The 25,940-nt window shown below is 49.2% G+C and carries 19 protein-coding genes; 2 read left to right on the top strand and 17 right to left on the bottom strand.

Annotated features, from left to right (window positions below; translation table 11 throughout):
• Positions 1–44: 44 nt before the first annotated feature.
• The 9 genes from WFK81_RS07205 to splB form a co-directional block, all read right to left on the bottom strand.
• A complete protein-coding gene (locus WFK81_RS07205) occupies positions 45–1,934 on the bottom strand; it encodes a pentapeptide repeat-containing protein (protein ID WP_336785778.1) in 1,890 nt (629 codons plus the stop codon).
• Positions 1,931–4,723 carry a hypothetical protein gene (locus WFK81_RS07200; RefSeq protein WP_336785777.1) on the bottom strand — a complete coding sequence of 931 codons (2,793 nt, stop codon included), beginning with the start codon at positions 4,721–4,723 and terminating at the stop codon, positions 1,931–1,933. The genes WFK81_RS07205 and WFK81_RS07200 overlap by 4 nt, the downstream gene beginning before the upstream one ends.
• Positions 4,724–5,165: 442 nt before the next feature.
• Positions 5,166–6,890: an extracellular solute-binding protein gene (locus WFK81_RS07195; RefSeq protein WP_442956033.1), complete on the bottom strand. Its 1,725-nt coding sequence runs from the start codon at positions 6,888–6,890 to the stop codon at positions 5,166–5,168.
• A gap of 82 nt (positions 6,891–6,972) precedes the next feature.
• Positions 6,973–7,881, bottom strand: a complete 909-nt coding sequence (locus WFK81_RS07190) for a carbohydrate ABC transporter permease (protein ID WP_336785776.1) — start codon at positions 7,879–7,881, stop codon at positions 6,973–6,975.
• A gap of 15 nt (positions 7,882–7,896) precedes the next feature.
• Positions 7,897–8,820, bottom strand: coding sequence for an ABC transporter permease (locus WFK81_RS07185; protein ID WP_336785775.1), 924 nt, complete (start codon positions 8,818–8,820; stop codon positions 7,897–7,899).
• 234 nt (positions 8,821–9,054) lie between these two features.
• A complete protein-coding gene (locus tag WFK81_RS07180) occupies positions 9,055–10,722 on the bottom strand; it encodes an extracellular solute-binding protein (RefSeq protein WP_442956032.1) in 1,668 nt (555 codons plus the stop codon).
• Entirely contained in the window at positions 10,719–13,016 is a 2,298-nt protein-coding gene (locus tag WFK81_RS07175; RefSeq protein WP_336785773.1) for a helix-turn-helix domain-containing protein, read from the bottom strand. The genes WFK81_RS07180 and WFK81_RS07175 overlap by 4 nt, the downstream gene beginning before the upstream one ends.
• Before the next feature lie 257 nt (positions 13,017–13,273).
• The gene (nagZ, locus tag WFK81_RS07170; RefSeq protein WP_336785772.1) at positions 13,274–14,488 is read right to left on the bottom strand and encodes a beta-N-acetylhexosaminidase; all 1,215 of its coding nucleotides are present in this window, start codon (positions 14,486–14,488) and stop codon (positions 13,274–13,276) included.
• Between the two features lie 140 nt (positions 14,489–14,628).
• Entirely contained in the window at positions 14,629–15,696 is a 1,068-nt protein-coding gene (gene splB, locus WFK81_RS07165) for a spore photoproduct lyase (RefSeq protein WP_442956031.1), read from the bottom strand.
• Positions 15,697–15,855: 159 nt separating this feature from the next.
• Between splB and WFK81_RS07160 the strand changes: the two genes are divergently transcribed.
• Positions 15,856–16,230 (top strand): hypothetical protein, encoded by a 375-nt coding sequence (locus WFK81_RS07160; RefSeq protein ID WP_336785770.1) that lies wholly within the window; start codon positions 15,856–15,858, stop codon positions 16,228–16,230.
• A gap of 48 nt (positions 16,231–16,278) precedes the next feature.
• Here WFK81_RS07160 and WFK81_RS07155 read toward each other — a convergent pair whose 3' ends face one another.
• From WFK81_RS07155 to WFK81_RS07120, 8 genes are all read right to left on the bottom strand, one after another.
• The gene (locus WFK81_RS07155) at positions 16,279–17,541 is read right to left on the bottom strand and encodes an erythromycin esterase family protein (RefSeq protein ID WP_336785769.1); all 1,263 of its coding nucleotides are present in this window, start codon (positions 17,539–17,541) and stop codon (positions 16,279–16,281) included.
• 158 nt (positions 17,542–17,699) lie between these two features.
• A complete protein-coding gene (locus WFK81_RS07150; RefSeq protein ID WP_336785768.1) occupies positions 17,700–18,104 on the bottom strand; it encodes a cupredoxin domain-containing protein in 405 nt (134 codons plus the stop codon).
• Positions 18,105–18,235: 131 nt separating this feature from the next.
• A complete protein-coding gene (modB, locus tag WFK81_RS07145; protein ID WP_336785767.1) occupies positions 18,236–18,889 on the bottom strand; it encodes a molybdate ABC transporter permease subunit in 654 nt (217 codons plus the stop codon).
• A gap of 236 nt (positions 18,890–19,125) precedes the next feature.
• On the bottom strand, positions 19,126–19,329 hold the full coding sequence (locus WFK81_RS07140) for a CLC_0170 family protein (protein WP_336785766.1): 204 nt from the start codon (positions 19,327–19,329) through the stop codon (positions 19,126–19,128).
• A 30-nt stretch (positions 19,330–19,359) separates the two neighbouring features.
• Positions 19,360–20,604: a Ger(x)C family spore germination protein gene (locus WFK81_RS07135; protein ID WP_336785765.1), complete on the bottom strand. Its 1,245-nt coding sequence runs from the start codon at positions 20,602–20,604 to the stop codon at positions 19,360–19,362.
• Positions 20,570–21,691, bottom strand: coding sequence for a GerAB/ArcD/ProY family transporter (locus WFK81_RS07130; protein WP_336785764.1), 1,122 nt, complete (start codon positions 21,689–21,691; stop codon positions 20,570–20,572). Before WFK81_RS07130 ends, WFK81_RS07135 begins: the two co-directional genes overlap by 35 nt.
• Positions 21,692–21,704: 13 nt before the next feature.
• The gene (locus WFK81_RS07125) at positions 21,705–23,324 is read right to left on the bottom strand and encodes a spore germination protein (protein ID WP_336785763.1); all 1,620 of its coding nucleotides are present in this window, start codon (positions 23,322–23,324) and stop codon (positions 21,705–21,707) included.
• A 144-nt stretch (positions 23,325–23,468) separates the two neighbouring features.
• On the bottom strand, positions 23,469–23,990 hold the full coding sequence (locus WFK81_RS07120; protein WP_336785762.1) for a hypothetical protein: 522 nt from the start codon (positions 23,988–23,990) through the stop codon (positions 23,469–23,471).
• Positions 23,991–24,128: 138 nt separating this feature from the next.
• Here WFK81_RS07120 and WFK81_RS07115 point away from each other — a divergent pair, with 138 nt between their 5' ends.
• On the top strand, positions 24,129–25,901 hold the full coding sequence (locus WFK81_RS07115; RefSeq protein ID WP_336785761.1) for a glycerophosphodiester phosphodiesterase: 1,773 nt from the start codon (positions 24,129–24,131) through the stop codon (positions 25,899–25,901).
• Positions 25,902–25,940: the final 39 nt, after the last annotated feature.

Raw genomic sequence — 25,940 nt, 5'->3', positions numbered from 1 at the left:
GTTTGGTCTGTTCTTTACTATCGCTGATTAGATTTCTTCCCAAGTTACTGAAGCTTCAGATGGCAAGGTCCTCTGGAACCGTCCGGACATGTCGTGCCGGAAGTTGTGTTCCCCAGTATGGTAGCCGAATATGACAGCATAACAGGAATAGGATTTCCATAATAATCCTTGTACACTTGCGAAAATTCGCCCTGATCCGTAGATACCTTAGCTGACCGCATATCCAGACCATCCATATTGGCTCCGGTGCAGTCCGTCCCGCGTATGTCCGCTCCATGGAAGCTGGCATCCGGGTTAGGCGGCTGCGTGGACGGAATCAGCTGCGCTTGCTTAAAGCTTGCCCCTACCATGTTTGCATCGCTGAAGTCACTGCCCCCTAATTGAGCATTGTCGAAGACAGCTTGGATCAGCACGGCATTATTGAATTTAGCCAAATTCATCGCAGCTCCGTTCGCGCTTGCTTTGCCATCCGGATCAAGACCTGCGTAACTCATGAAGAGCGATCCCGAGAAGTCCACTCCATCGCAAAACGAACCGGTAAGATTCGTATTGATGAGGAAAGCATCGTCTGCGACTGCCGATTCATGCTTAACCGGATCTCCCGACGTTAGGGCGTTCTCGGATATGAGGTAGGCACTGTCCAAATTAGCCATCGCCAGGTTCGCGCCGGTCAACTTGGCACCTTTTAATCTGGCATGCGCAAGCTGCGCCTTCTCCAGGTTCGCGTTCTGGAGCTGTATTTCATACATCCGGGTGCCGACAAACGTAGCGCTGCGAAGATCCTTTTTGCTTAAATCCAATCCATCCGGCAAAAGCGCATAATTCGCATTCAAGGCGGTTACGGCATCCGGGATATCAGTGATTCTAGCTTCGGAGAGCTCCAAATAAGACCAGTTGGAACCAAGTACCTTGAAGGGCACAACAGCCTGAACGAAGGAAGTGCGGGCTTGCTCCGTTCTCGAGAAATCAGGAGGATACGCAAAAGATGCATGCGTCAAATCGCATTGGTCGAACACCGTGTTATGCATAATTGCGCCATCAAGCTTGGTGCCCGCAAGCGATGCGCCGGTAAATACCGCTCCCGTCAGGTCCGCCCCGCTTAGATTGGCTCCGTCCAATATCGCGCCCGTCAGGTTTGCGTACGTCAAATTGGACTTGGATAGATCAACGCCTTTTAGATTGGCTTTAATGAGTTTGGCATGGGAGAACTGCGCTGGAGACGTCAGAATCCTCGTGAGATCCGTACCTGTGAAATCAGCCTGCGTGAAGTTAGCGCCGCTCAGGCACTGTCCGTCAAACTTGGCTTGCTGCAGATTGGCATTAACGAATTGCGCATTATGGAAGGATTGTACTTTGGTAAAATTTGCGTTCTTGAAGATGGCGTTCGTAAGATCAGCGTTATCCAAATTCAAACCGGATAAATCAGCACCGGATAGGTCGAGATCCCGCGCCGAATTGGTAATGATTAGAATGGGCAGTAAATCGCCCCCTACTTTAAATAAGGAGCCTTCCCCCGTCCATTTTAGAGTACCGTTCCCAAAACCAAAGTTAACGGGATACCAGCCGCCGCTGACGGCTTGCAAGTATTTGCCGTTATGCGGCCCCGCTGCCGCTTGTAAGGAAATCTGTCCGTAACCGCGGTTGATAAGCCGAAATTTTTGTTCGTCACCGATGTGATCGGAAACATAGTTATGATCGTTATAATCCCAGAGCATCAGGTTGTCTTCATAACGGCTGCTCCAATACCAATTCGCGAATGGATCCTGGATGGCAACCAAACCGCCGCCCAGATTATAAACATTAAAATCTGACGTTTGACCGCCTCCGCCAACGCAAACGACTGCCAATCCCCCGGCATAGTAATACTCATAATAAAAAGATTCCGCATAACCGAGCGTCTTGGAGTTGAAAGACCATTTTGTAATTGGATTCATTGAAATCCATCCTTTCTTGGCGTGCTTGGCGTCCATTCACTGACCGAAGGCTCCGTACGTCCCTCAGGAGAGAGGATTTGCTGGAAATTCAAGGTGTATAGGTTCCTCCAGAGATCGACGGCCATCGAGGCGGCAACCAGTCCTCTCTGCGCAACGAGGTGGCTTCCGGCAGGCGTGTAAATATCGAGGAAATATTGATCTGCCTCATAACCGTTGCCATATTGGCTAAGCACATAAATGTGGCCTTGAATTTCCACGCTCATGGCAAGGTACTTCACATCCTGAGTGGCATCGTGGTTGACCAGGTTTATCCAATACGGAGAATCCGGATCGGCAAAAGCCGCTACGGGGTGGCCTCCGCGGCTAAAGGCCTGGATCCGCTGGTTGCCTTTCTCTAATACGTACACCGTCTGATTAGGTGCGACAGCTACCAGCTCGGGCTGCTGTACCAGACCCTCCCTCGTACCGGGACCAAGCGTGATCAATGCCCAAGGTGCTTGATCATCCGGTTTGCTGCTTGAAGGGATCTGCAGAATCTGCATAACGGGATACTCAGGATTGACTGCAATCACATACCCGTTGGAGTGGTAAGCCATCGAGGCCGGAAGCAGGTTGAACCTTCCCCAGCTCTCCCCCGCGGATAGATCGAATTGACGCTCCGGGCTGCTCTGCGGAATCGAAGCGTCATTGACGGGTTTGATTCGGCGAAGGAGAAACCCGTTTGTTTCATCCCCAGTTGGATCCAGGTAAAAATAGTCCGCTTCTCCGCTTTCCGCGCCAAGCTGCGGGTAAGCGAGCAGCGGGGCTTTGTTGTAGCCTTTTGGCGTATTCATTACTCCGGCATTCGGATTTGGGCCATAGGAAATATTTTTGAAAGCGTAGAGCTCGAGATTGTCTCCGTTTTCTCCGTCAACTGGCGGAATGTTCAAACCGGATGCCTGCCATGCATAGCCTAGCAGTCCCCTATTCGAATTCAAAGTTATTCCCGCCAGACTTTCCAGCACATGTCCTCCTCCGCCTGTTCCCAGGTCTTCTGCCGTTTCCGCAGGAGGTACGGCCGTATGCTTCCACTCGTATTGGCCGCCTTGCTGGACCAGGAGTTGGCTATGCTGGTAGGTCGTCTGTTCGTTCAGCGGATACAGCATTTGCTTCACATTTACGGAGGCAACCAAACGGTCTTTGCCCGGCGTGAGCAGATTATCCAGCATTTCCGATTTGCCGCCGCCAACAAGCCAGCCCTCTTTGGAGTAAATGGCAGCAAGGAAAGTCACTTTTCCGCCAACCGGCACGTCTTTTAGCTCGAACGTCAGACGGCTTACCTTGGGATCGGGTATGACATCTCTATAAGTGCGTGTTGTGTTGTCGCTATATTGCGCCGTAACGATATAGTAGGCCGCGGTAGCCGCAAATTCCGGCTGTTCCCCGCTGTTTGCTTCGGCAAGAAGCGAGATGGAAGCATCCATCGTAACGGTCATCTCAAAATCGACCACCCGCGGAGAAGCAATAACCTCAGCAACCGTTTGAGCCAATTGAGCGACAGTCCCTTCCAGCGCTATGGCTTTGAGTCCCCATCCTACGACAGGAATGGCTTCCTCCACCTCTTCGGCTGCCAATATCGCAGCAAGTTCTTCTATAAATTCCGATCCGGTAAGCAGCTTGGAGACAATCCGGTCCGCAAGCGAGGCGATCATGTTCTTGACGTCGTTGCCTGTATTGCTGGAATCATTAATGATATCTTTAACGACTGTATAGATCGAGTAGACGGTTGGGGCGATAAATTTCACTTTTTTGAAGAGGGTGTCGAACATCTTGCTGCTCTCGGTGCCAACCGTCATGATTAACGCAACAGTCGGAATGACCAAATCCATCAGAGACGTTGCCCCAATTCCGATCCATGCCGCAGTGGGATCCGCTTCGGTATGCGAGTTGCCGTTGCCCAGGCTGCCTACGGATAAACGAAGCTTGCCGATTGGATCACCCGTTGGCAATTGGAACGAGAACAAGGAAGACGTATCCGTTACAGGTACGCCGAGGAAGGTCCCTTCCGCGCTTACGGTACCGATGAATTTGAGCGATTTGGTGCCTAGCAACAGCTGCTCCGACTCTTCCAATGCTTCCATCCATTCTTTCACGTCAAGAAGATTCTCTCCCCGCAGCAAGGAAAGCAAAGCGTCGGTATCCATTTCAATGGGGGTTACGCCATCGCCTTTATAGAAGGTCGCAAAGACGGACATGTGCCGGATGTAGGAATTGGTCACCTTCAGATCAAGCTCGAATGCATTAGTCAGCTTCTCAACCGCTACGGAAACCCCAAACTGAGGCCCGCCATCCTTCAGATTATAGTGGTACCCGCCTTGGTTAACGGCCGTCAGGGCTGTGTTCCCTTGATTTACTGCAATGTGGCTGATGCCCGGCTGGACATTATAGCGGACGCCTCGCAAGGTCGCGTCGCTGTAAATCCCGCTCTTTATTCCAGCTGCGGCGGATGCGGCAAGATTAAGCAGGATCGGATGAAGCTCATAGGTGTAGAATGGCTTTCCTTCTTTGTCCAGAACGGGCTGTCCCTTCTCGTCTGTGATGATCGTTGGCGTATTCCAGCCGTCCTGAAGCTGTTCGATCATATAAACCATTTGGCGGAGCTCATCGGAATCTTCCATGTGATTTAATACGGTATCGGAGTGGTCGGGAGTTAGAACGGTAATGCTTGGGTTGAGGAACAGGATGGATTTGGCGGTATCGGCCGCAGTGAACACTTTCCCGTCTGCAGCTGTGGAAATTGCGGCTGCCATAAGAGTGGGAATGCCTTGATGGTCCGGGGGACCAAAGACTCGGATGAATTGAACCTTTGAGCTGTCTTGGGGAACGGAGGCGCAATAATGCGTGGGATAAGAATCCGTTAAAAAACCGTGGGTGCTTAAAGAATCTGCGTTATGCCGTACAAGCGGATACGATTGTCCTCCTGCCCTTAGAAGGAGAGGCTCGTCTTGATTGTGGTCACCCAAAAAACGGAGATCATAATGGACATTGAGATTTCTGACTGTCGGCTCTCTTAATAACATAAATAACCCCTTTTCGGAATTGGATTGGCTGGTAACGTTATCCAGTCACCTGCAAGCTCATTATAGTCAAAGCAATGAACAGAAGAAATGAGTCTCTGGAACTACCGGGTTTTGCCTAAAATTTAGAAAAGCGGTCTCCCCGGGAGAACCGCTTTTTCTTAACATAAACTTCTTATTTCTTGAACGTCGAAGCGTCGAATGCTTTCTGCAAAATTTCCAGGTAACGGTCGAGCTTCAAGTCTTTGAGACCTTTCAAGTAGCTGTCCCAGTCCTTGTCGAGGCTCTTATGTCCGGTGATGAATTGAAGCTCGTTCTCGTCAATGTAGGTTTTGATGTTGGTTTGAAGCATCGTTGCTTCGTCTACTTCAGCTGGATCAAGCCAGATCGCCCACAGCGGGAACAATTCTTTTGGCTCATGGCCTTGGTAGAGCAGCGTTGCTTGATACAGACGGCGTTCGTAGTTCGCGGAATCGTAGATGTCCGAGCCTTGTACCCAGCTGTCGCGGTATTCCTTCGGCATATAGAAGTGAGCCATGCCGCTCCAGCCCGCGTTGCGCGGTGCTTCGCCTTCCGTCGTCGGAATTGGGGCTACCATTGGCTTGACGTTCTCTCCAAGAGCAAGATCGCCTTCCTTCGGATCTGTCCAGTCAATGCCTTTCATGCCGGATGCGCCGTTCGTTTGACCTTCAGGCGTAAACATGTAGTCAACCAGCTTAATGAGTGCGATTTGTTTTTCTTCGCTTGCTTTGCTAGTGATCGCGAACTTGGCTCCGGGAGCTACGCCGCCTCCGTCATGCGTTGCCAGCGATACGCCGTTAGGACCGGTAAGCGGAGGAACCGGGTTGTAGTCCTTCGAGTTTTTGTTGCCATGGTCAATGTTCAGGAAGATCGCAGGGTGCATGCCTGCACCGGCGCCAAGAATTTGGGCATCTCCGTTCTCGCCGATTTTTTTGAACGCTTCGGCATTTTGCGTAAACGCGCCCGGATCAATCAAGCCTTCGTCATACAACGATTTAATGTAGGCCAGGCCTTGCTTCCATTCGTCCGTTACCGCGGCGGAGCTGACTTTGCCGTCTTGCATCATCAGATGGTTGCGGTCGTCGTCGTAGACGAAAGCGTTCATCAGGTAAGGAACGACATGCACGCCGAACTCTTCGGTCGAACCGCTCAGAGGAACTTCGTCTTTTTTGCCGTTGCCGTTTGGATCCTGGTTTTTAAACGCTTCGAGCACTTTTTTGAAATCTTCGGTTGTTTTGGGCATTTCTAGGTTCAGCTTTTCCAGCCAGCCCGTATTCATCCACAATTTGTTCGGATACGAACAGTGGAAGCATTGCGAGTAAGCTGGAAGACCGTAAATATTGCCGTCCGGCGCTACGCTGAATGCTTTGAAGTCCGCGTTGGTTTCAAGGGCTTGCTTGATGTTTGGCGCATATTTATCGATCAAGTCGTTAAGCGGAATAAGTACGCCTTGCTTGCCGTATTTGATCAGGTCCGCTTGCGAGAACTGATCGATATAGGCTGTCAGCATATAGGCATCCGGGAAATCGCCGCTCGCGAGGGAAATTTGGCGTTTTTCCTTGGCGCCGTCCGAAGGGATGGCTTCAAAATTGAATTTGATGTTGAATTTCTCTTCTACAAACTTCGTAAATTTGTTGGTTGCCAGGTCGATGTTAGGCTCTTGTACCGCGAACAGCTTAATATCTACCGGCGCGGCCGGTTTTTCGGTTTCGGTGTTTGTTGAAGCGCTGTTAGCGGGTTTGTTGCTGGCTGACGCATTGCTGCCTGCATTGTTTTTCGAGCAAGCCGACACGACCAAGCTGACCATTAAGACTGTCACGAGCAGAATGACCATTCTCTGTTTTAACACGTGCAATCGCTCCCTTTTAATGAATTCCATTAGATATTGCTTAGCTGTATTGAATTCGTGCTTCATGCTGCGCTTTAAACGGCATTCCCCCTTTCACCTTGTCTCCATCGGTTTAGCCCTTGACGGAACCTACAAGCATCCCTTGCACGAAATACCGCTGCACAAACGGATAGATAATGAGCACGGGCAGCGTTGCCACTACAATCAGCGAGTATTTAAGAAGCTCCGCCAGCTGCTGGCGCTCAACCTGCTTCAGGGCGTCCATATTGGCACTGCCGCTGTTGTTCTGGATAATGATGCTGCGCAAAATGAGCTGCAGCGGGTACTTGCTGTCCGACTTCAAATAAATCAAGGCGTCAAAGTAAGCGTTCCACTGCCCTACCGCGTACATGATGATAAGTACCGCGATAATCGGCTTGGACAGCGACAACACGACGCTGCGCATGAAGCGCAGATCGCTGCAGCCGTCGATTTCGCTTGCCTCAACAAGCTCGGACGGAATCGATTGCTGGAAGAACGACCTTGCGATAATAACCTGCCACACCCAGACCGCATTCGGGATAATAAGCGCCCATCTTGTATCAATGAGGCCCAGGCTCTTCACAACCATGTAGGTTGGAATCAAACCTCCGCTGAACAGCATCGTGAACGTGATGATCATCATAATGACGTTTCGGCCAAAGAAGGTTGACCGTGACAGCGGGTATGCCAGCATGATAGTTAACGTGACGCTGACGAGCGTGCCCGATACCGTATACAGCAGCGAGTTGCCGTAACCGGTAAGCACCTGCGAGTTTTTGAACAACGCTTCGTAACCCTTCAGCGAGACGTCAACCGGCCACAACCAGACCTTGCCTGCCGAAACGGCGGACGGACTGCTGAACGAGCTGCTTAAGATATAGATCAGCGGATAGAGTACGGCGACAAGCACAAGCGCAAGAATGATATAGATAGTGACAAGAAATACTTTATCGCCCGATGATTCTCTGATTTTATTCCTTACTTTCGCCACATTAGCCATGCAAACACCTCTTCATTACCAGATGCTGGATTTCAAAAAACGACGTGCCAGTGCGTTAACCGTAAAAAGGAGAACAAGATTGATAACCGAATTGAACAAGCCAACTGCCGTTGCGAAGCTGTAGTTAGCGTTCAGCAAGCCGATCTTGTACACGTAAGTAGCGATAATCTCGGAGTTCGCGATATTCAGCTTGTTCTGGAGCAAATACACTTTCTCAAAGCCGATCGCCATGACGTTCCCGACGTTCAGAATAAGAATGATGGAGATCGTAGGCAGAATACCCGGCAGATCCACATTCCAAATCTTCTGGTAACGCGAAGCGCCGTCCACTCTTGCGGCTTCATACAGGGTTGGATCAATCCCCGACAGAGCGGCCAAATAAATGACGGCAGAATAGCCGGCCGTCTGCCAGATGTCGGACCATACATAAATCGATGAGAACATGCCGGGACTGCCAAGAAAATTAACCGATTCCATTCCCAGATGATTCATAAGCACGTTTACGAATCCGAGCCTGGGCGCCAGGAACAGCATGATAATCGACACCATGACTACCGTAGAGATAAAGTACGGCGCGAAGGTCACGAGCTGTACGAAGCGCTTGAATTTCTGCGCCCGTACTTCGTTCAGCATCAAAGCGAGCAGAATCGGAATCGGAAATCCGGCTAGCAGCAGATAGAAGCTGAGCATCAGCGTGTTTTTCACGAGCGAGCCGAATATCGGATTCTCGAAGAACAACCTGAAGTTGTGGAATCCGACCCAGGGGCTCCCCCATATGCCTTTCGTGACATAATAGTCTTTGAAGGCCAGCACCGCGTTCAGCATCGGATAGTATTTGAAAATGATAAAAAACAACAGCGGCGGTGCTACGATAAGATACAATTGCCAATGTCTAGCGAAGCTCTTTCTTGCGCTGAGACGTTTGCCAGCGGCTTCCAAACGAATCCCCCCTATGAAATTGAGTAAACCGCGTCTTGATGAATGACAGCGCTTTCTACAGGTTCGATCATAGGGGATTTCAAGGGTGCCGGAATAGGTACAATTGCGTCTTTCAACGTACAAATCTCCCGAAATAATAGGGACAATTCCGCATGGAACGGCCATTTTGGCCCTGCGGCGCCGTACATCTCCAGCAAAAAGGCCGGCCGCGTATGCCGCGGCCGGCCTCAAGCTCTATTTTGTATTTTTCTCTTGCAGCCATCTATTGTACGCTTGCTGCATAATCTCGACATAACGGTCAGATCCGAGTGATTCCAATCGGGTTACGTAGGATGTCCAGTCTTTGTCCAGATCAATCTGGCCGGTGATGAACTCCATGGCGCTCTCGTCGATCTCGTTTTTAAGATTGGATTGCAAGAGACTTGCTTCATCCGCGCTGCCCGGGTCCATCCAGACGGACCACATCGGGAAGTATTCCTTAGGTTCATGCCCTTCGTATAATTTCGTAGCTTGAAACAGTCTTCTCTCATACCCGCCGGGAGCGTAAATGTCCATGTCCTGCACCCAACTGTTCCGGTAGGACTTCGGCATATAGAAATGCCCCATCCCGCTCCATCTCGTATTATGCGGGGGATCCCCTTCTTTGGGCGCAATACTGGCGAACGCAGCCGGGGTATCCGGATCCAGCGCCTGCTCCCCTTGCACGGGTTTTCTCCAATCGACGCCTTCCTTGCCAATCTCCGCATTTGCCTGACCTTCCGGCGTGAAGAGATAGTCGGCCATGCGGATGAGCGCGATCCGTGCTTCGGGGCTGGCTTTGTCCGTAATGACGAATTTGACGCCGGGCATGATGCCCGACGGATAATAAACCGCATAGGAAGCATGTGGCCCCTCTAAAGGCGGAACCGGCACGTAATCGCTCCCTCTCTTATTGCCCGGCCCTGTATTAACGAATATCGCGGGATGCATGGCCGTGCCCGCTCCTAAGATCTGAGCTTCTGCATTCTCGCCAAGCTTGTAGAACGCGTCGGAATTTTGCGTAAAGGCGCCTATATCGATAAGCCCTTGATCATACAAGGACTTCACGTACTTTAGTCCCTCCCGCCATTCGGGCTTGACTGCCGCCAAACTGACTTTGCCGTCCGCTACGTTTAAATAGGTCCGGTCGTCATCATACACGAATCCGTTCATCAAGTACGGAAGCACGCGTACGCCAAACTCCTCGGTTGAACCGCTGAGCGGTATTTCATCCGGCAAACCGTTGCCATTCGGATCGCCATTCTTGAATGCTTGAAGCACCTCGCGCAATTGCTCCGTCGTTGTTGGCATCTCGAGTCCAAGCTTCTTAAGCCACTTGTCGTTCATCCACAGCTTGTACGGATACGAGCAATGGAAGCAGTCGCTAAATGCTCCAAGGCCGTAAATATTGCCGTCCGGAGCCGTATTAAGCGCGCGCAGTCCGGGCTCTTGTTCGAATGCCGCCTTAATATGAGGCGCGTACTGTTCAATAAGATCGTTAAGCGGATAAAAGATCCCTTCCTTGCCATAGCGGATAACGTCTGCTTGCGAGAATTGGTCAATGTAGCTCGTCAGAATATAAGCGTCGGGATAATGACCGTTAGCCAGCGAGATTTGCCGTTTCTCCTTGGCTCCTTCGTACGGAATCGTCTGCCAGTCAAAGGTTACGTTAAACTTCTGCTCCAGCAATCGCGAGAATTCGTTGGTTTTCAGGTTCTGGCCGGCGTCTTGCTGCGCAAATATGCTGATCCGAAGCGGTTTATCCGCTTCGGCACCGTGCTGCTCCGCCTTATTGCAAGAGGAGAGTGCCAGCAGAACCGAGCAAACGCAGAGAACGGTGCAGGCCACTCGAATAAGCTTGTTCAACGCATTTCCTCCCTTCATCCTTCCACCGTTTGCCTATAAGAGCTCGGCGAGACGCCGGTCACGCGTTTGAATGCCCGACGGAATGAATGGGAGCTGTTGTAGCCGACTCGGGACGATATTTCGTCAACCGTATAGCGATTTTCGCACAGCAGCGCAATAGCGTTCTCCATCCGTACCTGCTCCAAATAATCGGACAAATTCGAGCCCGTCACTTCCTTAAATAGCTGGGAAATATATTTTTCAGGCCTCTCGACGGCTTCGGCTACCCTGTATAAGGTCAGGTCGGAATCCGAGTAATGACCGGATATATACGTTTTAATAGCTTCAATAATCCTTATATGTCCGTCATTCTTGCGGCTGACGACAATAGAGCACATCACGCCCGTGATATCTTCGATTTCAGCTTGGAAGGATCGTTTGTCAGAAGCGTGGAGCGCAATAATCCGGTCTTTTAACTGTTCGAACATGCCGGATTCCGTAAAGGACTTCTGATCGAGCAGCTTGAGCAGGGTTCCCTTTAACTCTCCCGCCAGCTGCTGCCACATTTCCACGGACAGCTCGCGCTGCTCGGTGTTGAGCGACATTACGGTACGGACGATTCTTCTGGTTTCCTCCAATTCTCCTGCCCGAATCGTACCGATCAACCGCAGCTCCATCTCAAGCGGATAATAATAAGTTGCGCTCTCGAGCCTGGTTTCCTCAAACCAGACAATGCCTTTGCGGTCGGCATGCAGCGCATGATCCATCGTCTGCTTTGCCTGCTCATAAGAGGCGCTAACTTCCGTTTCCGAAGCGAACGCTTCGCCAAGCGCAGCGATAAAGGTAATCCGGTATTCGGCGAACGCATGCCTAGACAACTGATCGAGCAGGCTGGAGATCTCGCCCCGTCCAATCGCATTGCCTGTTTCCGCTTCCTTGGACGCGAATACAATCACAATCCGGTCGGATCCCCAATCGGTGGTCAACGTAAAACCGGCGATGTCGAGAAGCGCCTGCTTCAGCAGCAGCCTTGCGGCGTGAAGCTCATTCAGCACCTCCACGCTGTCCATGCCCGTATAGCCTTGCACCTGCAAAATGCAGACGAATCCGGAATGCCCGTAAATGCCCGTATTCGCCTGTGACGCGGCCGCGAATATTTCTTCGCGCGTCTGCAGTTCTCCGGAAAGGAGCCTTTTCAGGAACGCATCTCGAATGAGCGGAAGCTGCCTCCTCAGTTCGGACTCCAGCTGATTGCTGCTGCGAATCATCTCCGCGATGTTCCCGTGCAGGAAGTCGTATTCGTTCCTTTCCGTCGTCTCGTCTTTTCCGAACTGTTCCTTGACGACAGACACCAGCCTATGAATTGGCATGCTGTTGCGGTAAGCCAGCATCAAACCAACGAATAGACCAACCGCGATGGCAATGCCGGTAATCGTCCAGGTGATGAATTTGATCTGGTTTGCATACTCAAGCAATGCGTGTCTCGGAATGCCGGAGCGGTATACCCAGCCGTTCGTATCGGAATGAATCGTGATGACAAGATCGTCCTTGTAGAATTGGCTGGTTTTGTCTGCGTCAAAACCCGCATCCTTGGCTAACGCTTGCATATCCGGCACGCCGTTACCAAGCGAAGCGATCGTGCGGCCGCTGGCATCGCTGATTTGCGTCCAGCCGCCGTATTTGTCCGTAATGCCCGTTAATAGATTGGTAATCGTCTTCTCGTCGATCGTAACAACCACTACGGCCGGAGAAGAACCGCTGAAGCTGTCCAGCGGAAAAGACTGCATGTAGGTGACGACCGATGTAAGGGTTCCCCTGTTATTGTATTGGCGCAGCGGCATAATTTCGCTCCGGTGCGTTTGCCCGAGAATGGACTGCCTCCATTCTGCTAAGGACTGGTCTTCATAGCGGAAGCTTTCGTAGAAATGCTCGGGTCTTACGTAAGCGGAGCCCGGTGTTAGAATAACGTTGTAATTGCCCAGATAGATATAAAATTGCTGCAGAAAGTCATTGGTTTGTCCAAACGTCAGCACACTGCGCAATATCCGCCAGATGCCGTATACATTCGTCTGCTCTCCGGAGCTCTTCTCGTTCATCAGTACATTTAAATCCGGATTGATCGCAAGCTGTCTCGTAAACCCTTCAACCTCAGCCATTCTGCGCTCCAGCAGCTCCTTGCTCTTCTGCAGCTGCATCACGCTGTTCTCGATGGACAGCTTCTCCGTAACCGAAATGGAAGTATGATAGGAAAGGAAGCCGGCTATGCTTGGAATAATCAGAATAACGATGTACGACACGAGGAATCTCCTGAATACGCTGGAAAACTTCTTCATCCGCGCCCCCCTTCCTTATTTGTTGGCAGCGCTTACACGCACTACTGTCCATTATCCTATAAATACCTTTTCCGCGCACTTCATTGTCACGGGCATGAGCAGCCCTTTCGTTTATCGTATCATTGAAGATTCTATTCGTATTTGCATATGCGTCCTCTAAGTTGACGATTAATCCGGCGGAAAAACGAATAACAATCCGTGCAACTAAAAAAACCATCAAACGGGATGTTTATCCTGCCGATGGTTTTTTACGTTGTTTACTCTCTATTCAGTGCTGCTTGAATATGTTGGTTCAGTGTTGCAATATCGATAGAAGAGGTTGGTTGATCCGATAACTTGAAGCTTTGCTTGAGCTTGATGATGCGATACACGCTGGCATCCAGAACAGAGGAAGGGATATCACCGCTTTGCGCCGCTGCGGTAAGAGCATCGATAACGGTTTGCTGCTGCACCGGATCATGACCGACAAGGATGATATCCGCACCGGCCAGTACGGATTGAACCGTTGCAGGCCCAATGGCTTTAACCTTTCCTACGGCCCCCATAGTCATGTCATCCGTAATCACAACCCCGCTGAACTTAAGCTCCCCTCTCAAATAGTTCTGGATCACTTTGCTTGACATCGAGGAAGGCACGTCCGGGTCAAGCTTGGTCATCAAGATATGCGCCACCATCACCATAGGCGCTCCTTCCTTTATTGCCGAGCTGAATGGCACAAACTCAATGGAGCGGAGCCGGTTCAGATCATGATCGACAACAGGCAGCCCGAGATGGGAGTCGACGGAGGTATCGCCATGTCCGGGAAAATGCTTAACCACCGGGATAACCCCTTGTGAACTAATGCCAAGCATCTCCTGTACCCCCATGCTGCTGACCAATTCCGCTGTGGTACCAAAGGCGCGATTGCCGATCACCGGGTTTTTGGGGTTTGTATTGATATCAAGCACCGGTGCAAAGTCGGTATTCAACCCAATCGCTTTCATGGCTTCGCCAAGAGCTGTGCCCACCTGATAAGCATATTGGGGATTATTGGTGTTGCCGATTATCCTGCTGGCCGGGAATGCTTTGATTTGCTTCGGCAAACGGGAAACTCGGCCTCCCTCCTGATCCGTACTTAAGAGAAGCGGAAGCTTTGCGCCATTATCTTGATTGATTTGCTTGAGATCATTAACCAGCTTAATTGTCTGCGACGCGGATGCGATATTATCGCTGTATAAAATAACTCCGCCTACATGGCTATCTCTTATAAGCTTGCTTATTTCAGGCTGCACTTCCGTGCCGTCCATCCCAACCAGTATCATTTGCCCGATTTTTTCCGGCAAGCTCATGGATCCAACAAGATCGGCTATCGGATCGACGGGCTTTGGCGTCTCGCTGATCACCGGTTGCTGCTGCTCCGCCGTTCCGCATCCGGTTAGCACAAGGAGTACGAGAATTGACGCGTAAACCGTAAAGTTTCGAAGATATCGCATGGAAACCTCCTTCTTGAAGGATTTCAATTATGTACAGTGTATGGATAAAAGAGAAAAGCTAAGTTGACACGATACGTACAACTTAGCCTCACCCGATTAGATCATAGCCGTTTGCCGGGCACGAGTTCTCCCGCTATCCTTCAAGTAAAATATTCGATCTTGGCTTCAGGGAAATAATCATTGATCTGCTTATAAATAAATTCCTTCAATGCGTTAGCTTGCTCATCAGGGTATACATATTTCCCCTGCCCCCAGCGCCCCCATTTGTATTTCCGGTTCTCCTCGTCCATCTCCAGCTTGGATTTGGGATAGCGTTGCTGGATTATATTTTTCGCTGTTTTCGTGAACCGATGTTGAATCAACTCGAAAGTCAGATCGGCGCACGCTTCAGGCGGAAGCGCTTTTTTCAATTGACTAATAAGTTCGGCGTAACCGTCTTCCCATCCTTCATGCCAAATGATTGGAGCAATAATAAATCCAAGTGGATAACCCGCATGAGCCACTTTGCCGGCTGCAGTAATTCGCTCGTAAAACTTCGACGTACCGGGTTCGAAATGCTTGATGACGTAATCGGCATTAACACTGAAGCGGAAACGGGTGTGCTTGTTATGCTTCGCATCCAGGAGCGGCTCAACATGGTGATACTTCGTGACAAAACGGAGCCGTCCAAGAGGCTGCTGCCCCATAAATTCAATGTACTCTTTCAGTGAACCGGAAATATGCTCAAGGCCAACGGGATCCGAGGTACAAGCTGCTTCGAATCGAGTAATCTCCGGAGCGCGTTCCTCGATATATTGTTTAGCCTGGTTAAGAATATCGTCGGTATTTACGTAGACGCGGATGTACGGTTTAGCACCAAGCGTTGTTTGCAGATAGCAATAATGGCAATGTCCCATACAGCCCGTCGCAATAGGAATGGCATACTCGGCCGAAGGCTTTGATTGGTCGAATTTTAATGTTTTGCGGATACCGACAACCAGAGTTCTCTTGGCAATCCTGTACTTCTCCAGATCGCTTTCTCCCGGAAGATTGGTAATCCGGTTATGGGAGGTCGTCATATGAATCGGAAGCCCCTGCTCCATAGCCCATTCATGTATTCGTTTGCCTTTCGGATAATTCAGCGCATCCGGTTCAAAATAAACGAGCTCCGGAACGAATACCTTCGTATCTCGCGCCGGTGGAGTCAATAACCCGGTGGAATTTGACAAATCGGCTCACCCCGCTTATAGAATTTATTTCGCATCAACTTTAGGGTGGACGAAATCATCAATTTCATACGAAAGCCGTTGTGAATAGATCTCCGGCTATACGTGCAACATACACCTTGGAAACTGACTAATGATATTCGTAGAACCGGGGGGATTGCCATGGAGGAAAAGAATATTCTCGCATATTTCAAGAGTCCCGAGCAAGCTGAGAAAGCACTCGAGCAATTAAAGCCGTTAAAGCTTATTGACAGCTCAATAAACCGATTCGACGGCTATCCGGGTGACGGATCGGACCGAATCCTCAACCCGATAACAAGTGATTTCCCCGGACTTGGCTATTTGACTTTAGGCGGGGATTTCCCGGATCGGGATGCCGCCATCCTTGCCGCGACAAGCGTTGACGCGAGCGGTATGAGCGCAGGAGCAGAAAAAGATGAAACTGCAGGGCGCGATATCCTTCTGACGGTAGTTATTGAGGAAGATGATTTTGCCAAGGCGATGGCGATCATAGAGAAAGCTGGCGCCCTTGTATAAAGAGCAGAAAAGGGATGTTCCTGATAAGGAATATCCCTTTTTTCCTATTTAAATGTGCAGAACTTCCTGTTTCAACGGCGACAGCGCATTCGACTCCTCGATATGAACAAACGCATCGTATCTTTGCGGCAGAACAGAAGGAACGTAGTTCCCCCGCTCTCGCCGAGGGTTGTAGACAACGCCAATCGCCCGGTGGCCAATCGGTTCCGCAAACGAATCGACTTGCCCATCGAATATCAGGATCTTATCAAAGGCGCCCGCGCGGTGCATCAGATCCTCCCAGCTATTCTTCTGCGCTTCCGGAACGGTCATTGACTTAATCTCGCCGCCCCATTGATCCGAAGCAATAACGGTTCCCCTGTGCGTTCCGAAACCAATTGCAAATACCCGGTCCTCCCCGTATTTCTCGCGGACAAGCTGACCGACGTTTACCATTCCGTCCTCGGCCATATCCGTTGCCCGCGCATCACCTATATGAGTATTATGCTCCCACACAATTGCCTTGGCTCCTTGGCCGTGATAGGTCTTAATTCTATCCAGCGCTTCTACCATGTGCTGATCCCGGATATTCCAGGATTCGGGTCCTCCCCGCACCATTGACTGGTAGTAACGTTCGGCGTTTACGGCTACGAGCGCGTTCAGCTCATCGCTGAGGAGCGCTTCATCCCGGTTATCGCTTTCCTGTCTTTTGTTTTGAAGGTCTTTCAACAGCTGCAGCACTTCTCCTTCGCAGCTTTCGGATAAAAACGCAGCGGAAACACCGTAGTTTTGCGGTTCGCGGTTATAAGGATCAAAGCAGGCAAACGCTTTGCGTGCGGTCTCCAGTTCAGGCGAGCCCGTCTTCTCCAAATGCTTCAATATCTCATCCATGGATTCCCATAAGCTGTATACGTCGATGCCGTAAAAGCCAACCTTCGTATTCAAGGCTTGAGAACGATTGTAATCATGAAGCCATTCCGTAAACTGCAAAATCTCATCGTTAGCCCACATCCAGGTTGGCCAACGGTTATAGTCGCGGAGTGCTTCTCTCGGATTGGGAGCAGCGCCGTCATATTGTTTGACAAAGCGATTCAGCGTATAACAGGAAGGCCAATCCCCTTCTACCGCTATAAAGGAAAAACCTTTCTTGGCAATCAGCTTTTTGGATAACTCCGCTCTCCAGACATAAAACTCGGATGTACCGTGAGAAGCCTCGCCCAATAATACAAAATCCGCATCTCCAATGGCTTGGACTAATGCGTCAAGATCATCCATGCTATTCAACGGAATGGAGGATTCTTTTATTTGTTTCACTACATTTTCGCTGTTCATAATGTTTATTCTCCTAACCATAGATGTCGCAATGCGCTGCCATCCTATATCGTTACCCGAAATAAAGTCATTATGTAGGGGATATGGAGAAGAATAACGCAAAGAATCCGCAGATCATTGTTCTGCAGATTTTTGACGATGATTCATTTTATTTTCACTCAGGCAACAACCGTTATCGTTCCGTGGTACATGTACATTCCGCAATCAAATTGATATGAACCGGGCTTTAAATTGTCCAGTGTCGTCACATTCTCCCCTTTTTTCAAATAAAGATCAAACCCGAGATCATCCGAATCTACGCTTGTTATGCAGGTAAAAGACGTATTCTTAACAAAGTTCAGCTTTACGGGAACTCCGGCTTTAACTTCCACTTTAGAAGGGTAAAAACCGTCTTTCTTGGCTTGGATCGTAACCACCTGGTAACCATCCTGCATCGTAACCGCGGGTGCTTCCGCATTGGTCTTCGTGTTCGGCGAGGAGAAGAAAGCAAAAAATAAAGCGCATATAAGTATAATTGCAGAAACAAGCCACATGGTTGGGGATTTGAATATGCTGGTTTTCATAGGATGTACTCCTTTCCTTAGGATGATTATACACCTTCGTATCCATTATTATTGCCAACCATGTGGCTGTTCATTGAAGGAATAGTGAATATTTCATTACAAAAAAAAGCAGCTGCCAGAGCTGCTTCGCGTTATCGCCTGCTTATCAAAAGCAAGATAAAAGAAATCACGATAATGGAGCCTGTCCATGCCCAGGCCAGCGTGGTATTGCCGGAATCAACGGCTACATAGATGGCGGTGGGTATCGTTTGCGTCTTGCCCGGAATGTTGCCCGCGATCATCAGCGTGGCACCAAATTCGCCCAGTCCGCGTGCAAAGCCTAGAATATACGCCGAAATAAGCGAACGGAAGGTCAACGGCAGCGTAATGTACCAGAAAACCTGCCGTTCGCTCGCTCCGATTGACCGCCCAGCCTCTTCTAATCTTTTATCAACGGATTGAAAGCCAACTTTCATGGTCTGGTACACCAGCGGAAAAGATACTACGACTGCAGCAATAACCGCAGCCCACCATGTAAATATAACCGGAGCGGAGAACAGCCATTCGATAGCCTGACCGATCCAGCTTCTCCTTCCCAATAACACGAGCAATAAAAAACCAACTACTGTTGGCGGAAGGACCAGCGGCAGCATAAATACGGTTTCAATAAGAACTTTGCCTTTTCGTTTTGTACGGGATATCCACCATGCTGCAGCTACTCCAAGAAATAGCACAATTAGGCTTGAGAACAGGGCTACTAATAAGGATAATCGGATAGGAAGCCAAAAATCATGAGCGCTAATCAACTTTCTCCTCCACTTCTTTTATATCTAATTATAACCAAATCAATATAAACAGAACATTACTTAATATAAAAGGTTCCACCGTAGATATCAATCAGTCTGAATAGCTCAAGCCAGCTAGAGACGCAATTCTCTCTCCATGAATCTTAGCTTCTTTTGCTAAAAAAAAAGACCATCCGAATCCGGAGTGTATTCCTCCGAAATCAAATGGTCTTTGCTGCTATAAACCTAAATTTGGACTAACGTAAAATCAAATCGCCAATCCACAAGAGTACGCCCGTAGCGATATTGAACCATCCCATAAACCGTGAAACCTTCCATTCTTTCTTTTGTTTTTTATCTTTGCCTAGATCTCTGACATCGATGTAAATGACAAGCAACCCGCTTACAATAAACAATGTAATCGCGTAATACAGGTATCCCATCGTATAACCGCCAAACATTCGCAATCCCATCCTTAACAAATCAGGATACTATACTGCCTTCATTCCGACCCTGCGTACCTTCAATGCTACTTTGACTTCAAAGGTACAGTTCTGATACATTTTGCTCCATTCCTCCGCCGTCTTGATTCGTTTATTCCAATAATGGGGTTTTTTTGCCCGTACGATTTCGCCAAATCCGAAATAATCCGAGCCTTTTGCTTGTGAATCCTTAATGACCTTGGAATAAGATTTGACGGCATCTTCTCTTTGCTTCTCCTCAATCATTCTCAAAACATCCGGATTATTGATCTGAACTTCGTCGCTAAACTTTCCTTCTACGTTAAGCTCAATTCCCATATCAATGGTGAAATGAGGAATATCGTCCTTGATTTGCACTCGTATTTTTGCCCGGCGATGCGTTGCGGTTGTCATAACGGTCTGTCCTTTATTGCCCAATTGTACGAATACTCTGTAGCCTGCGGGATTAATCCCTTTAATCCCCAAATAACCCGCAATTTCTAACGGCTTGGTCACTCCAACCATTTGGTCACCGACAAAGTAAGCCAGACCTTTGATTTCCACATTTTGTTCTTTCTTTATATCAACATACGGTAAGAAGCCTTCCTGCCCTTTTTTAGATACATTGCTCCAGAAAATGCCGATGTAGTCTTTCGGGAATTTCCCCATCCGTATGCCTTGATCCAGCGTTGACATCAAATAAAGCGTAGGAACCCGTTCCAGAGGCGGAGCAGCCAGCATAAGTTTCCGTGCTTGTCCTTTCGCAACCATCATCCATGCCATTCGCCGGACTTCAGAGTTGCGACGGAAGTAATCATTAATGTTATCGAGGCCGTTTCTTGCCACGGCTTCAGAAATGACAATGACGCGCAGATGTCCAAAAAAAAGCTTGCTGGATACCTGCTGCTGCAAATTCATAAAAGCGTCATTCAAGCTATGGCCAACAACGTCAATCACCCAAACCGTTTTTCCAACGGAGCCTCCTCCTCCTCCTCCGCTTTCACCTGGACCTAACGGAATTCTTCCAGGAAGAGCAATCTGCACGGCAACACGGATCATACCTTTATCAGGAGTTGGAAAGGTTCCGTGCAAATGGGAGATTTCATCTTCTTCCTTTTCCGCTTTTTCCGTATTTGCCTTATCAATAGATACCCCGAGCACAACTGCCCGTTCCTCAATCTCCAGCCTGTCCCAACAGCCGGTGAGAAATGGCGTGACCATTATAAGCACGCAAACCATTTTAATGAGTTTGATCCACTTTCTTATTGTCTGCAACAGGGTTCCCTCTCTTCTTGCGAAGAATCGAAACGATAAGCAATAAGCCAGGATAGGCGATTGTAAGGACTAATCCGATGCGGCCGACGTTTTCAATGATTTCATACATTTGAATAATGCTTTTAGGCAGCATGGCCATTACGAAAACAAACGGCAAAATAAAATAGGAAAACAGCTTATGCTCTTGCAATCGAAATAGATGACTCATCGAATAAATCGTAAAGAAGTAACTGGAGAAGAGCGTTGTAAATACGGCAGTCACCCATACAGCGAGAAAGGAAGCGTCCAGCCGTTCCAATATGTTGGCAGGCAGGGATGTTGCTTTAGCCAGCTCCAAAGTCGGCCAGAGCAGCTGTTTAATCTCCTCTGATCCAAACACGCTTATTGTAGCCGCAACGATAATAACATAGAGGCCTCCGGCTATCATCATCCCCCAGAAGCTAGCCTTCATGGCCTTCTCCGGATGCTTCATATTCGGAATTACGGCGGTCAATACGAATGCTCCTTGGAAGAGTGCGGCAATGGTTAGCGTACCTTTCAGCATTCCGCCCGGTTCATTGCCCATAATGGGCAGCAGATTAATCGCTTCCGCATTTTTTAAAGACAAGGCGACAATGACAAGAGCAGGGATTAACAAAAACGGAAAGTAAAACGTATGAATATGCGCGAAGGTGGTAATTCCGTGGCGCGTAGAGATAGCGGCGAGAAGCAGCATGGCGATTACCGTAACTTCAACCGGAGTCGACTTTAAGACCGATGTAACGACGACTTCGCCGAATTCCCGGGCAGTTAACGAGGTGAGTACAGCAAAAAACAGGATGATAAACAGGCTGCCAATCCAGGCCAGCCATTTGCCTATAATCTTCTCGCTGTAATGGATAATCGTCTCGTCCGGAAACCGTATGCCGAGCCGGGTAATCAGAAATAGCCCAACAAATGCAAGCAGCATAGCCAGAAAGGTTACAAAAGGCCCACCAGAATCGGCAGCGCGTACCGCAAACAGAGGCAGTGCGAGCACGCCTACTCCAATTATGGTGCTAACAAGAACGGCGGCTGCCTGTATGACTGTAATCTGACGGGTCTCCATCTATCGATTCCTCCTACTGACTCTTATCATTTAAAGGATCCAACACGTTTTTTGACGTTTTTTTGAGCTCTTCAAACTTCGATTTCGATACCCTTGTTTCTTCGACCGGATCCAGAAACGCAGGTCTTTTGTTCATCAGCCATAACGGCCCTCTGACCAGTAGATCCTTCAAACCTTGAAAGTCAAGCGGAATAAACGGGCTAAGGTACGGAACGCCAAAAGACTTCAGGGACAGAAGATGATTCGCAATAAAAATCAATCCTATCATAACTCCGTAAAGCCCAAAGGTTCCGGCTAAAATAATGAGCGGAAAACGAAGCAGCCGCAGCGCAAGCGCCGCATTGTAGGCCGGAGTTGCAAATGATCCAATTGTCGTTAAGGCAATAATTACAACCGTAATAGGACTTGCAAACCCGGCCGCCACGGCTGCTTGACCAATAACCAATACGCCTACAATCGAGAGCGCTCCGCCAACTTGCTGCGGCAAGCGGATCGTAGCCTCCCTGAGAACTTCCATGGAGACTTCGATAATAATGACCTCGATAACAGCCGGGAATGGTACACCCGCCCTTCCTCCGGCTACGGCAACCGCAAAATCGGTTGGAATAAGCTCCGGATTGTAGGAGATTATCGAGACGTATATTGCAGGAAAAACCAACGAGAAGACAAGAGCGATCATCCTGGCAAGCCGGATCGAGCTCATCAGAAGGAATCGTTCCGTATAATCCTCCACCGTCTGATAAAACTGGCTGAACACCGTAGGCACAACCAAGGCCAGAGGGGAACCGTCTACAAGAATAGAGACCCTTCCTTCAGCCAGATTGGCAACCACTTTGTCGGGACGCTCGGTATATTGAACTTGCGGGAACGGTGAATAATGATTGTCTTCGATAAACTGCTCCAGATAGCCGGAATCCAGAACCGTATCGGTATCGATTTTGGATAGACGTTTATGGACTTCTTCCACCAACGCGGGATTCGTTATGCCTTCGATATAACAGACGGCTACCTTCGATTTGGTTCTCCGGCCGATCTCCATCGTTTGTATGCGAAGATCGGGAGACTGAAGGCGATACCGGATTAATGAGATATTTGTGCCTATTGGCTCAATGAAGCCTTCGCGGGGACCTCTAATGACCTGTTCGGTTGCAGGCTGTTCGATGGAACGTTTTTCCACGGACCGAGTCGTAATGACAATGGATTGCTCCATCCCGTCAACGGCAATGACCGTATCGCCTCGCAAAATACACTCCACGAGTGCCGTGAGCTCGCCTTGCAGGCTGCTCTTGCTATGATAAAGAGCGTCGTTCATGATAACGTCGGATAAATGAGCAGTCTCGATAGATCTCCCAATGAGATGCGGCGGCGTATACATCAACGCTCTCATGATGTCTGCATTGACGCTGTCTTGATTGACCATACAGGAGAAAAACATGATGGCGGCAGGAAACTGACCAAATATGTTGAATTTTCGTACCGTAAGATCTTCATTCATGCCCAAAATTCCGTCTATAAAAGCAATCGTGTCCGCCATGCTGCCGGAAACTTGCTGTCCTTTGTATTTATCCATCGTTTTGCTTGGACTTGGCATAAGCAGCTTCGCATTTAATCTTCTGATTTTTCTTGTAGGCATTCCATCACCTGCTGATCACCATAATCTGACTTTTTGCTTTCTCAGGTTTTACCAATATGGTGGGAATTATGCGTATCCCCATGCGGAACCGTGCATATAGCAAAAGCAGCCGCCAATACTTGGCAGCTGCTTTGAAGAGCCATTCTAGCCCACATCCCAACGATGTCTAAACTTTGTCAGATTCGGATGCGCATCCGGCGGCGGTTCGGTGATGATGAGGCGAATCTTGCCGATCCATTCCTCGAACGAACTATACGAAGCAAACGCGTTAGCCGTCTCCGGTGAGACGTACAAGAAGAGCGGCTGCGGATACGCCTCCATCAAGTGACGGATAGCCGCTTCGATAGGCGTATATTTTTTACGCTTCCCTTCCCAATTTTCAATCGCGATCATACCTTCGTCTCCGTGTTCCCTTCTCCAGTCAAACAGGAAATCCTCCCGCTTGTAATACGGCTCAATGGGACGCTTCCACATGCGTCTTGCCGTTTCTTCATGGAGCGGGTAAAGGACAAGCTTGACAAAGGATCTTGCCTTTGCGAGTACTGCCGCTTGTTCCAGCTGCTGTTCCGATACGTCCTGAAACGTGTCGTAGAAGACCAGCGTTCCCTTTCGGGTGTCCAGCTCTTCAACGTGGCCAAATGGCACTGAGCGATTGCCCCGATCCATTGACATCCCCCCGGTCTAAATTTGTCAATCATTCCCCGTAAGATCGTCTAGTATTGTCACTAATGTTACGGTATGGTAAGTTAATACAGCTACCCGAGATAAGCAACTAGGCTGATCCGCCAAGAAAGGATGAATCTCATGTTCAAGCTGCTCAGTAGAAGCATTCGCGACTTCCGCGCAGCGTATCCGCAGCTATTATTGTTTGAATATTTATTTATGCTGGTAACCAGCGTTATCATTATCCCTATTATTACCTTGATCTTCAGCCGTATCCTGACCGTTCTTGGATCCGGTTCGCTTATGAACGATGATATCGTTCAGCTTGGCATAAGCTGGCAAAGCATGTTTGGTCTTACCGTAATAGCGCTTGTCGCTTCCTTTGCGATATTTATCGAGCTCTGCGTTCTTATTATCCTGGTTCAGCAGCGCTATTTCGGCAAACGGATCGCGATCATGGACGCCCTCTTTACCGCGCTTCGCCAGACGCCAAGTCTATTAGGCTTTGGTACCGTCCAGCTGCTAGTATTGCTGCTCGTGCTGATCCCGTTCGTCGACTCTCCGATGTCGGAGTCGTTCTATGCGTTATTTAATCTCCCGATCGTGCTGGAGCGCAGCGTCATGCACCTGTCCGTCCTGATGTCGGTTGTCTACCTGCTTATCTTGATCGCAGCCATTTACTTGGTACTGAGATGGATTTTTGTGCTGCATTATATCGTCCTCGAAGGGCATACCATCGGTCGGGCAATCCGGAGCAGCCTCGATCTGACGAGAGGCAAGCATTTCAAGGTGCTGACCTCGTTATTTCTAATTAATGCGCTTGTTATTGGTACGGGCTTTGCGACGCTATCGTCCATTTCCTTTTTGCCGCATTGGCTCAATCATAATATACTGAAGGCTTTCTCCGATCATTATTCCTTGACGCTGACCACCATTCTTACGTACATGTTGACGCTGGCGATTATGCCTCTCAACATAATCGTACTGACCCGGTTATTCTATGTGCTCAAACGGGAAAACGGACAGCATTTGCAGGATAACCTGAGGCTGTACCGCAGTTCCCTTGGACGATTTGAAGACGCTCTGTCCGGTATGATAAAGCGTTTCGCCCATAAACGGATCTTGTTCGCCTTATTAGCCGTTATTTATGTTAGCCTTGCCTTATTTGTTGGTCTAAAAGCAAGCAGTCATCTGGTTTATGCCAAGTGGAGCGTCCTTATCTCCGCGCATCGCGGCGACACGGAGAATGCTCCAGAAAATTCGTTGCCGGGCGTTCAGAGCGCGATCAGTAAGGGCATCCAGTCAGTTGAAATCGACATCCAGCTGACGAAAGACAATGTTGCCGTATTGAATCACGACGCTACTCTTAACCGGATGGCCGGTCTGAACAAATCCGTCAATGAGCTGACCTATGAGGAAATAAACAAGCTGTCCATCGGTCGGGATGCAGAGGGTGCAAAGATTCCTGTCGCTACGCTTGAGCAGGTATTGATGGAGGCAAAGGGACGAATCAAGCTGCTGCTTGATTTGAAGCCGCATGGAGCAAGCGAACCACTCGTGCGCGAAGTAATCCGTCTGATCCATGCCTATGAGATGGAAAATGACGTGTATATCCAGTCGTTCGACAGCAGCATGCTGAGGCAAATTCGGGCATTGTCCCCGGATATCCGCATCGGGCAGATCATGTATTTCGCCGTTGGCGATCTTTCCTCTTTGGACGTGGATTTCTATACGGTTGAGCAGGTTATGGTAACGAAGCAGCTTGTCAATCGTGCGCACGCCTCAGGACGGGAGGTATGGGTTTGGACGGTGAACGGCCGTCACAACCTGAAGGAAATGCTTAAATATCAAGTCGACGGCTTAATTACGGATACCCCTTCTCTTGCTCAATCGATGATTGGACTTGATCTTTAAATTAATGAAGTAACAAGAATAAGCCGCGGAAATCGCGGC

This window comes from Paenibacillus sp. MMO-177 (genome assembly GCF_037147795.1).
Lineage (GTDB): Bacteria > Bacillota > Bacilli > Paenibacillales > Paenibacillaceae > Pristimantibacillus.
This window is presented reverse-complemented; position numbering and strand designations above follow the sequence as displayed.

What these genes read in the sequence shown, in the direction of transcription:
- WFK81_RS07205 (WP_336785778.1), bottom strand. Translation starts at nt 1,934, where the DNA reads ATGAATCCAATTACAAAATGGTCTTTCAACTCCAAGACGCTCGGTTAT.
- WFK81_RS07200 (WP_336785777.1), bottom strand. Translation starts at nt 4,723, where the DNA reads ATGGCAGCCGCAATTTCCACAGCTGCAGACGGGAAAGTGTTCACTGCG.
- WFK81_RS07195 (WP_442956033.1), bottom strand. Translation starts at nt 6,890, where the DNA reads ATGGAATTCATTAAAAGGGAGCGATTGCACGTGTTAAAACAGAGAATG.
- WFK81_RS07190 (WP_336785776.1), bottom strand. Translation starts at nt 7,881, where the DNA reads ATGGCTAATGTGGCGAAAGTAAGGAATAAAATCAGAGAATCATCGGGC.
- WFK81_RS07180 (WP_442956032.1), bottom strand. Translation starts at nt 10,722, where the DNA reads ATGAAGGGAGGAAATGCGTTGAACAAGCTTATTCGAGTGGCCTGCACC.
- WFK81_RS07175 (WP_336785773.1), bottom strand. Translation starts at nt 13,016, where the DNA reads ATGAAGAAGTTTTCCAGCGTATTCAGGAGATTCCTCGTGTCGTACATC.
- nagZ (WP_336785772.1), bottom strand. Translation starts at nt 14,488, where the DNA reads ATGCGATATCTTCGAAACTTTACGGTTTACGCGTCAATTCTCGTACTC.
- WFK81_RS07160 (WP_336785770.1), top strand. Translation starts at nt 15,856, where the DNA reads ATGGAGGAAAAGAATATTCTCGCATATTTCAAGAGTCCCGAGCAAGCT.
- WFK81_RS07155 (WP_336785769.1), bottom strand. Translation starts at nt 17,541, where the DNA reads ATGAACAGCGAAAATGTAGTGAAACAAATAAAAGAATCCTCCATTCCG.
- WFK81_RS07150 (WP_336785768.1), bottom strand. Translation starts at nt 18,104, where the DNA reads ATGAAAACCAGCATATTCAAATCCCCAACCATGTGGCTTGTTTCTGCA.
- WFK81_RS07140 (WP_336785766.1), bottom strand. Translation starts at nt 19,329, where the DNA reads ATGTTTGGCGGTTATACGATGGGATACCTGTATTACGCGATTACATTG.
- WFK81_RS07130 (WP_336785764.1), bottom strand. Translation starts at nt 21,691, where the DNA reads ATGGAGACCCGTCAGATTACAGTCATACAGGCAGCCGCCGTTCTTGTT.
- WFK81_RS07125 (WP_336785763.1), bottom strand. Translation starts at nt 23,324, where the DNA reads ATGCCTACAAGAAAAATCAGAAGATTAAATGCGAAGCTGCTTATGCCA.
- WFK81_RS07120 (WP_336785762.1), bottom strand. Translation starts at nt 23,990, where the DNA reads ATGGATCGGGGCAATCGCTCAGTGCCATTTGGCCACGTTGAAGAGCTG.
- WFK81_RS07115 (WP_336785761.1), top strand. Translation starts at nt 24,129, where the DNA reads ATGTTCAAGCTGCTCAGTAGAAGCATTCGCGACTTCCGCGCAGCGTAT.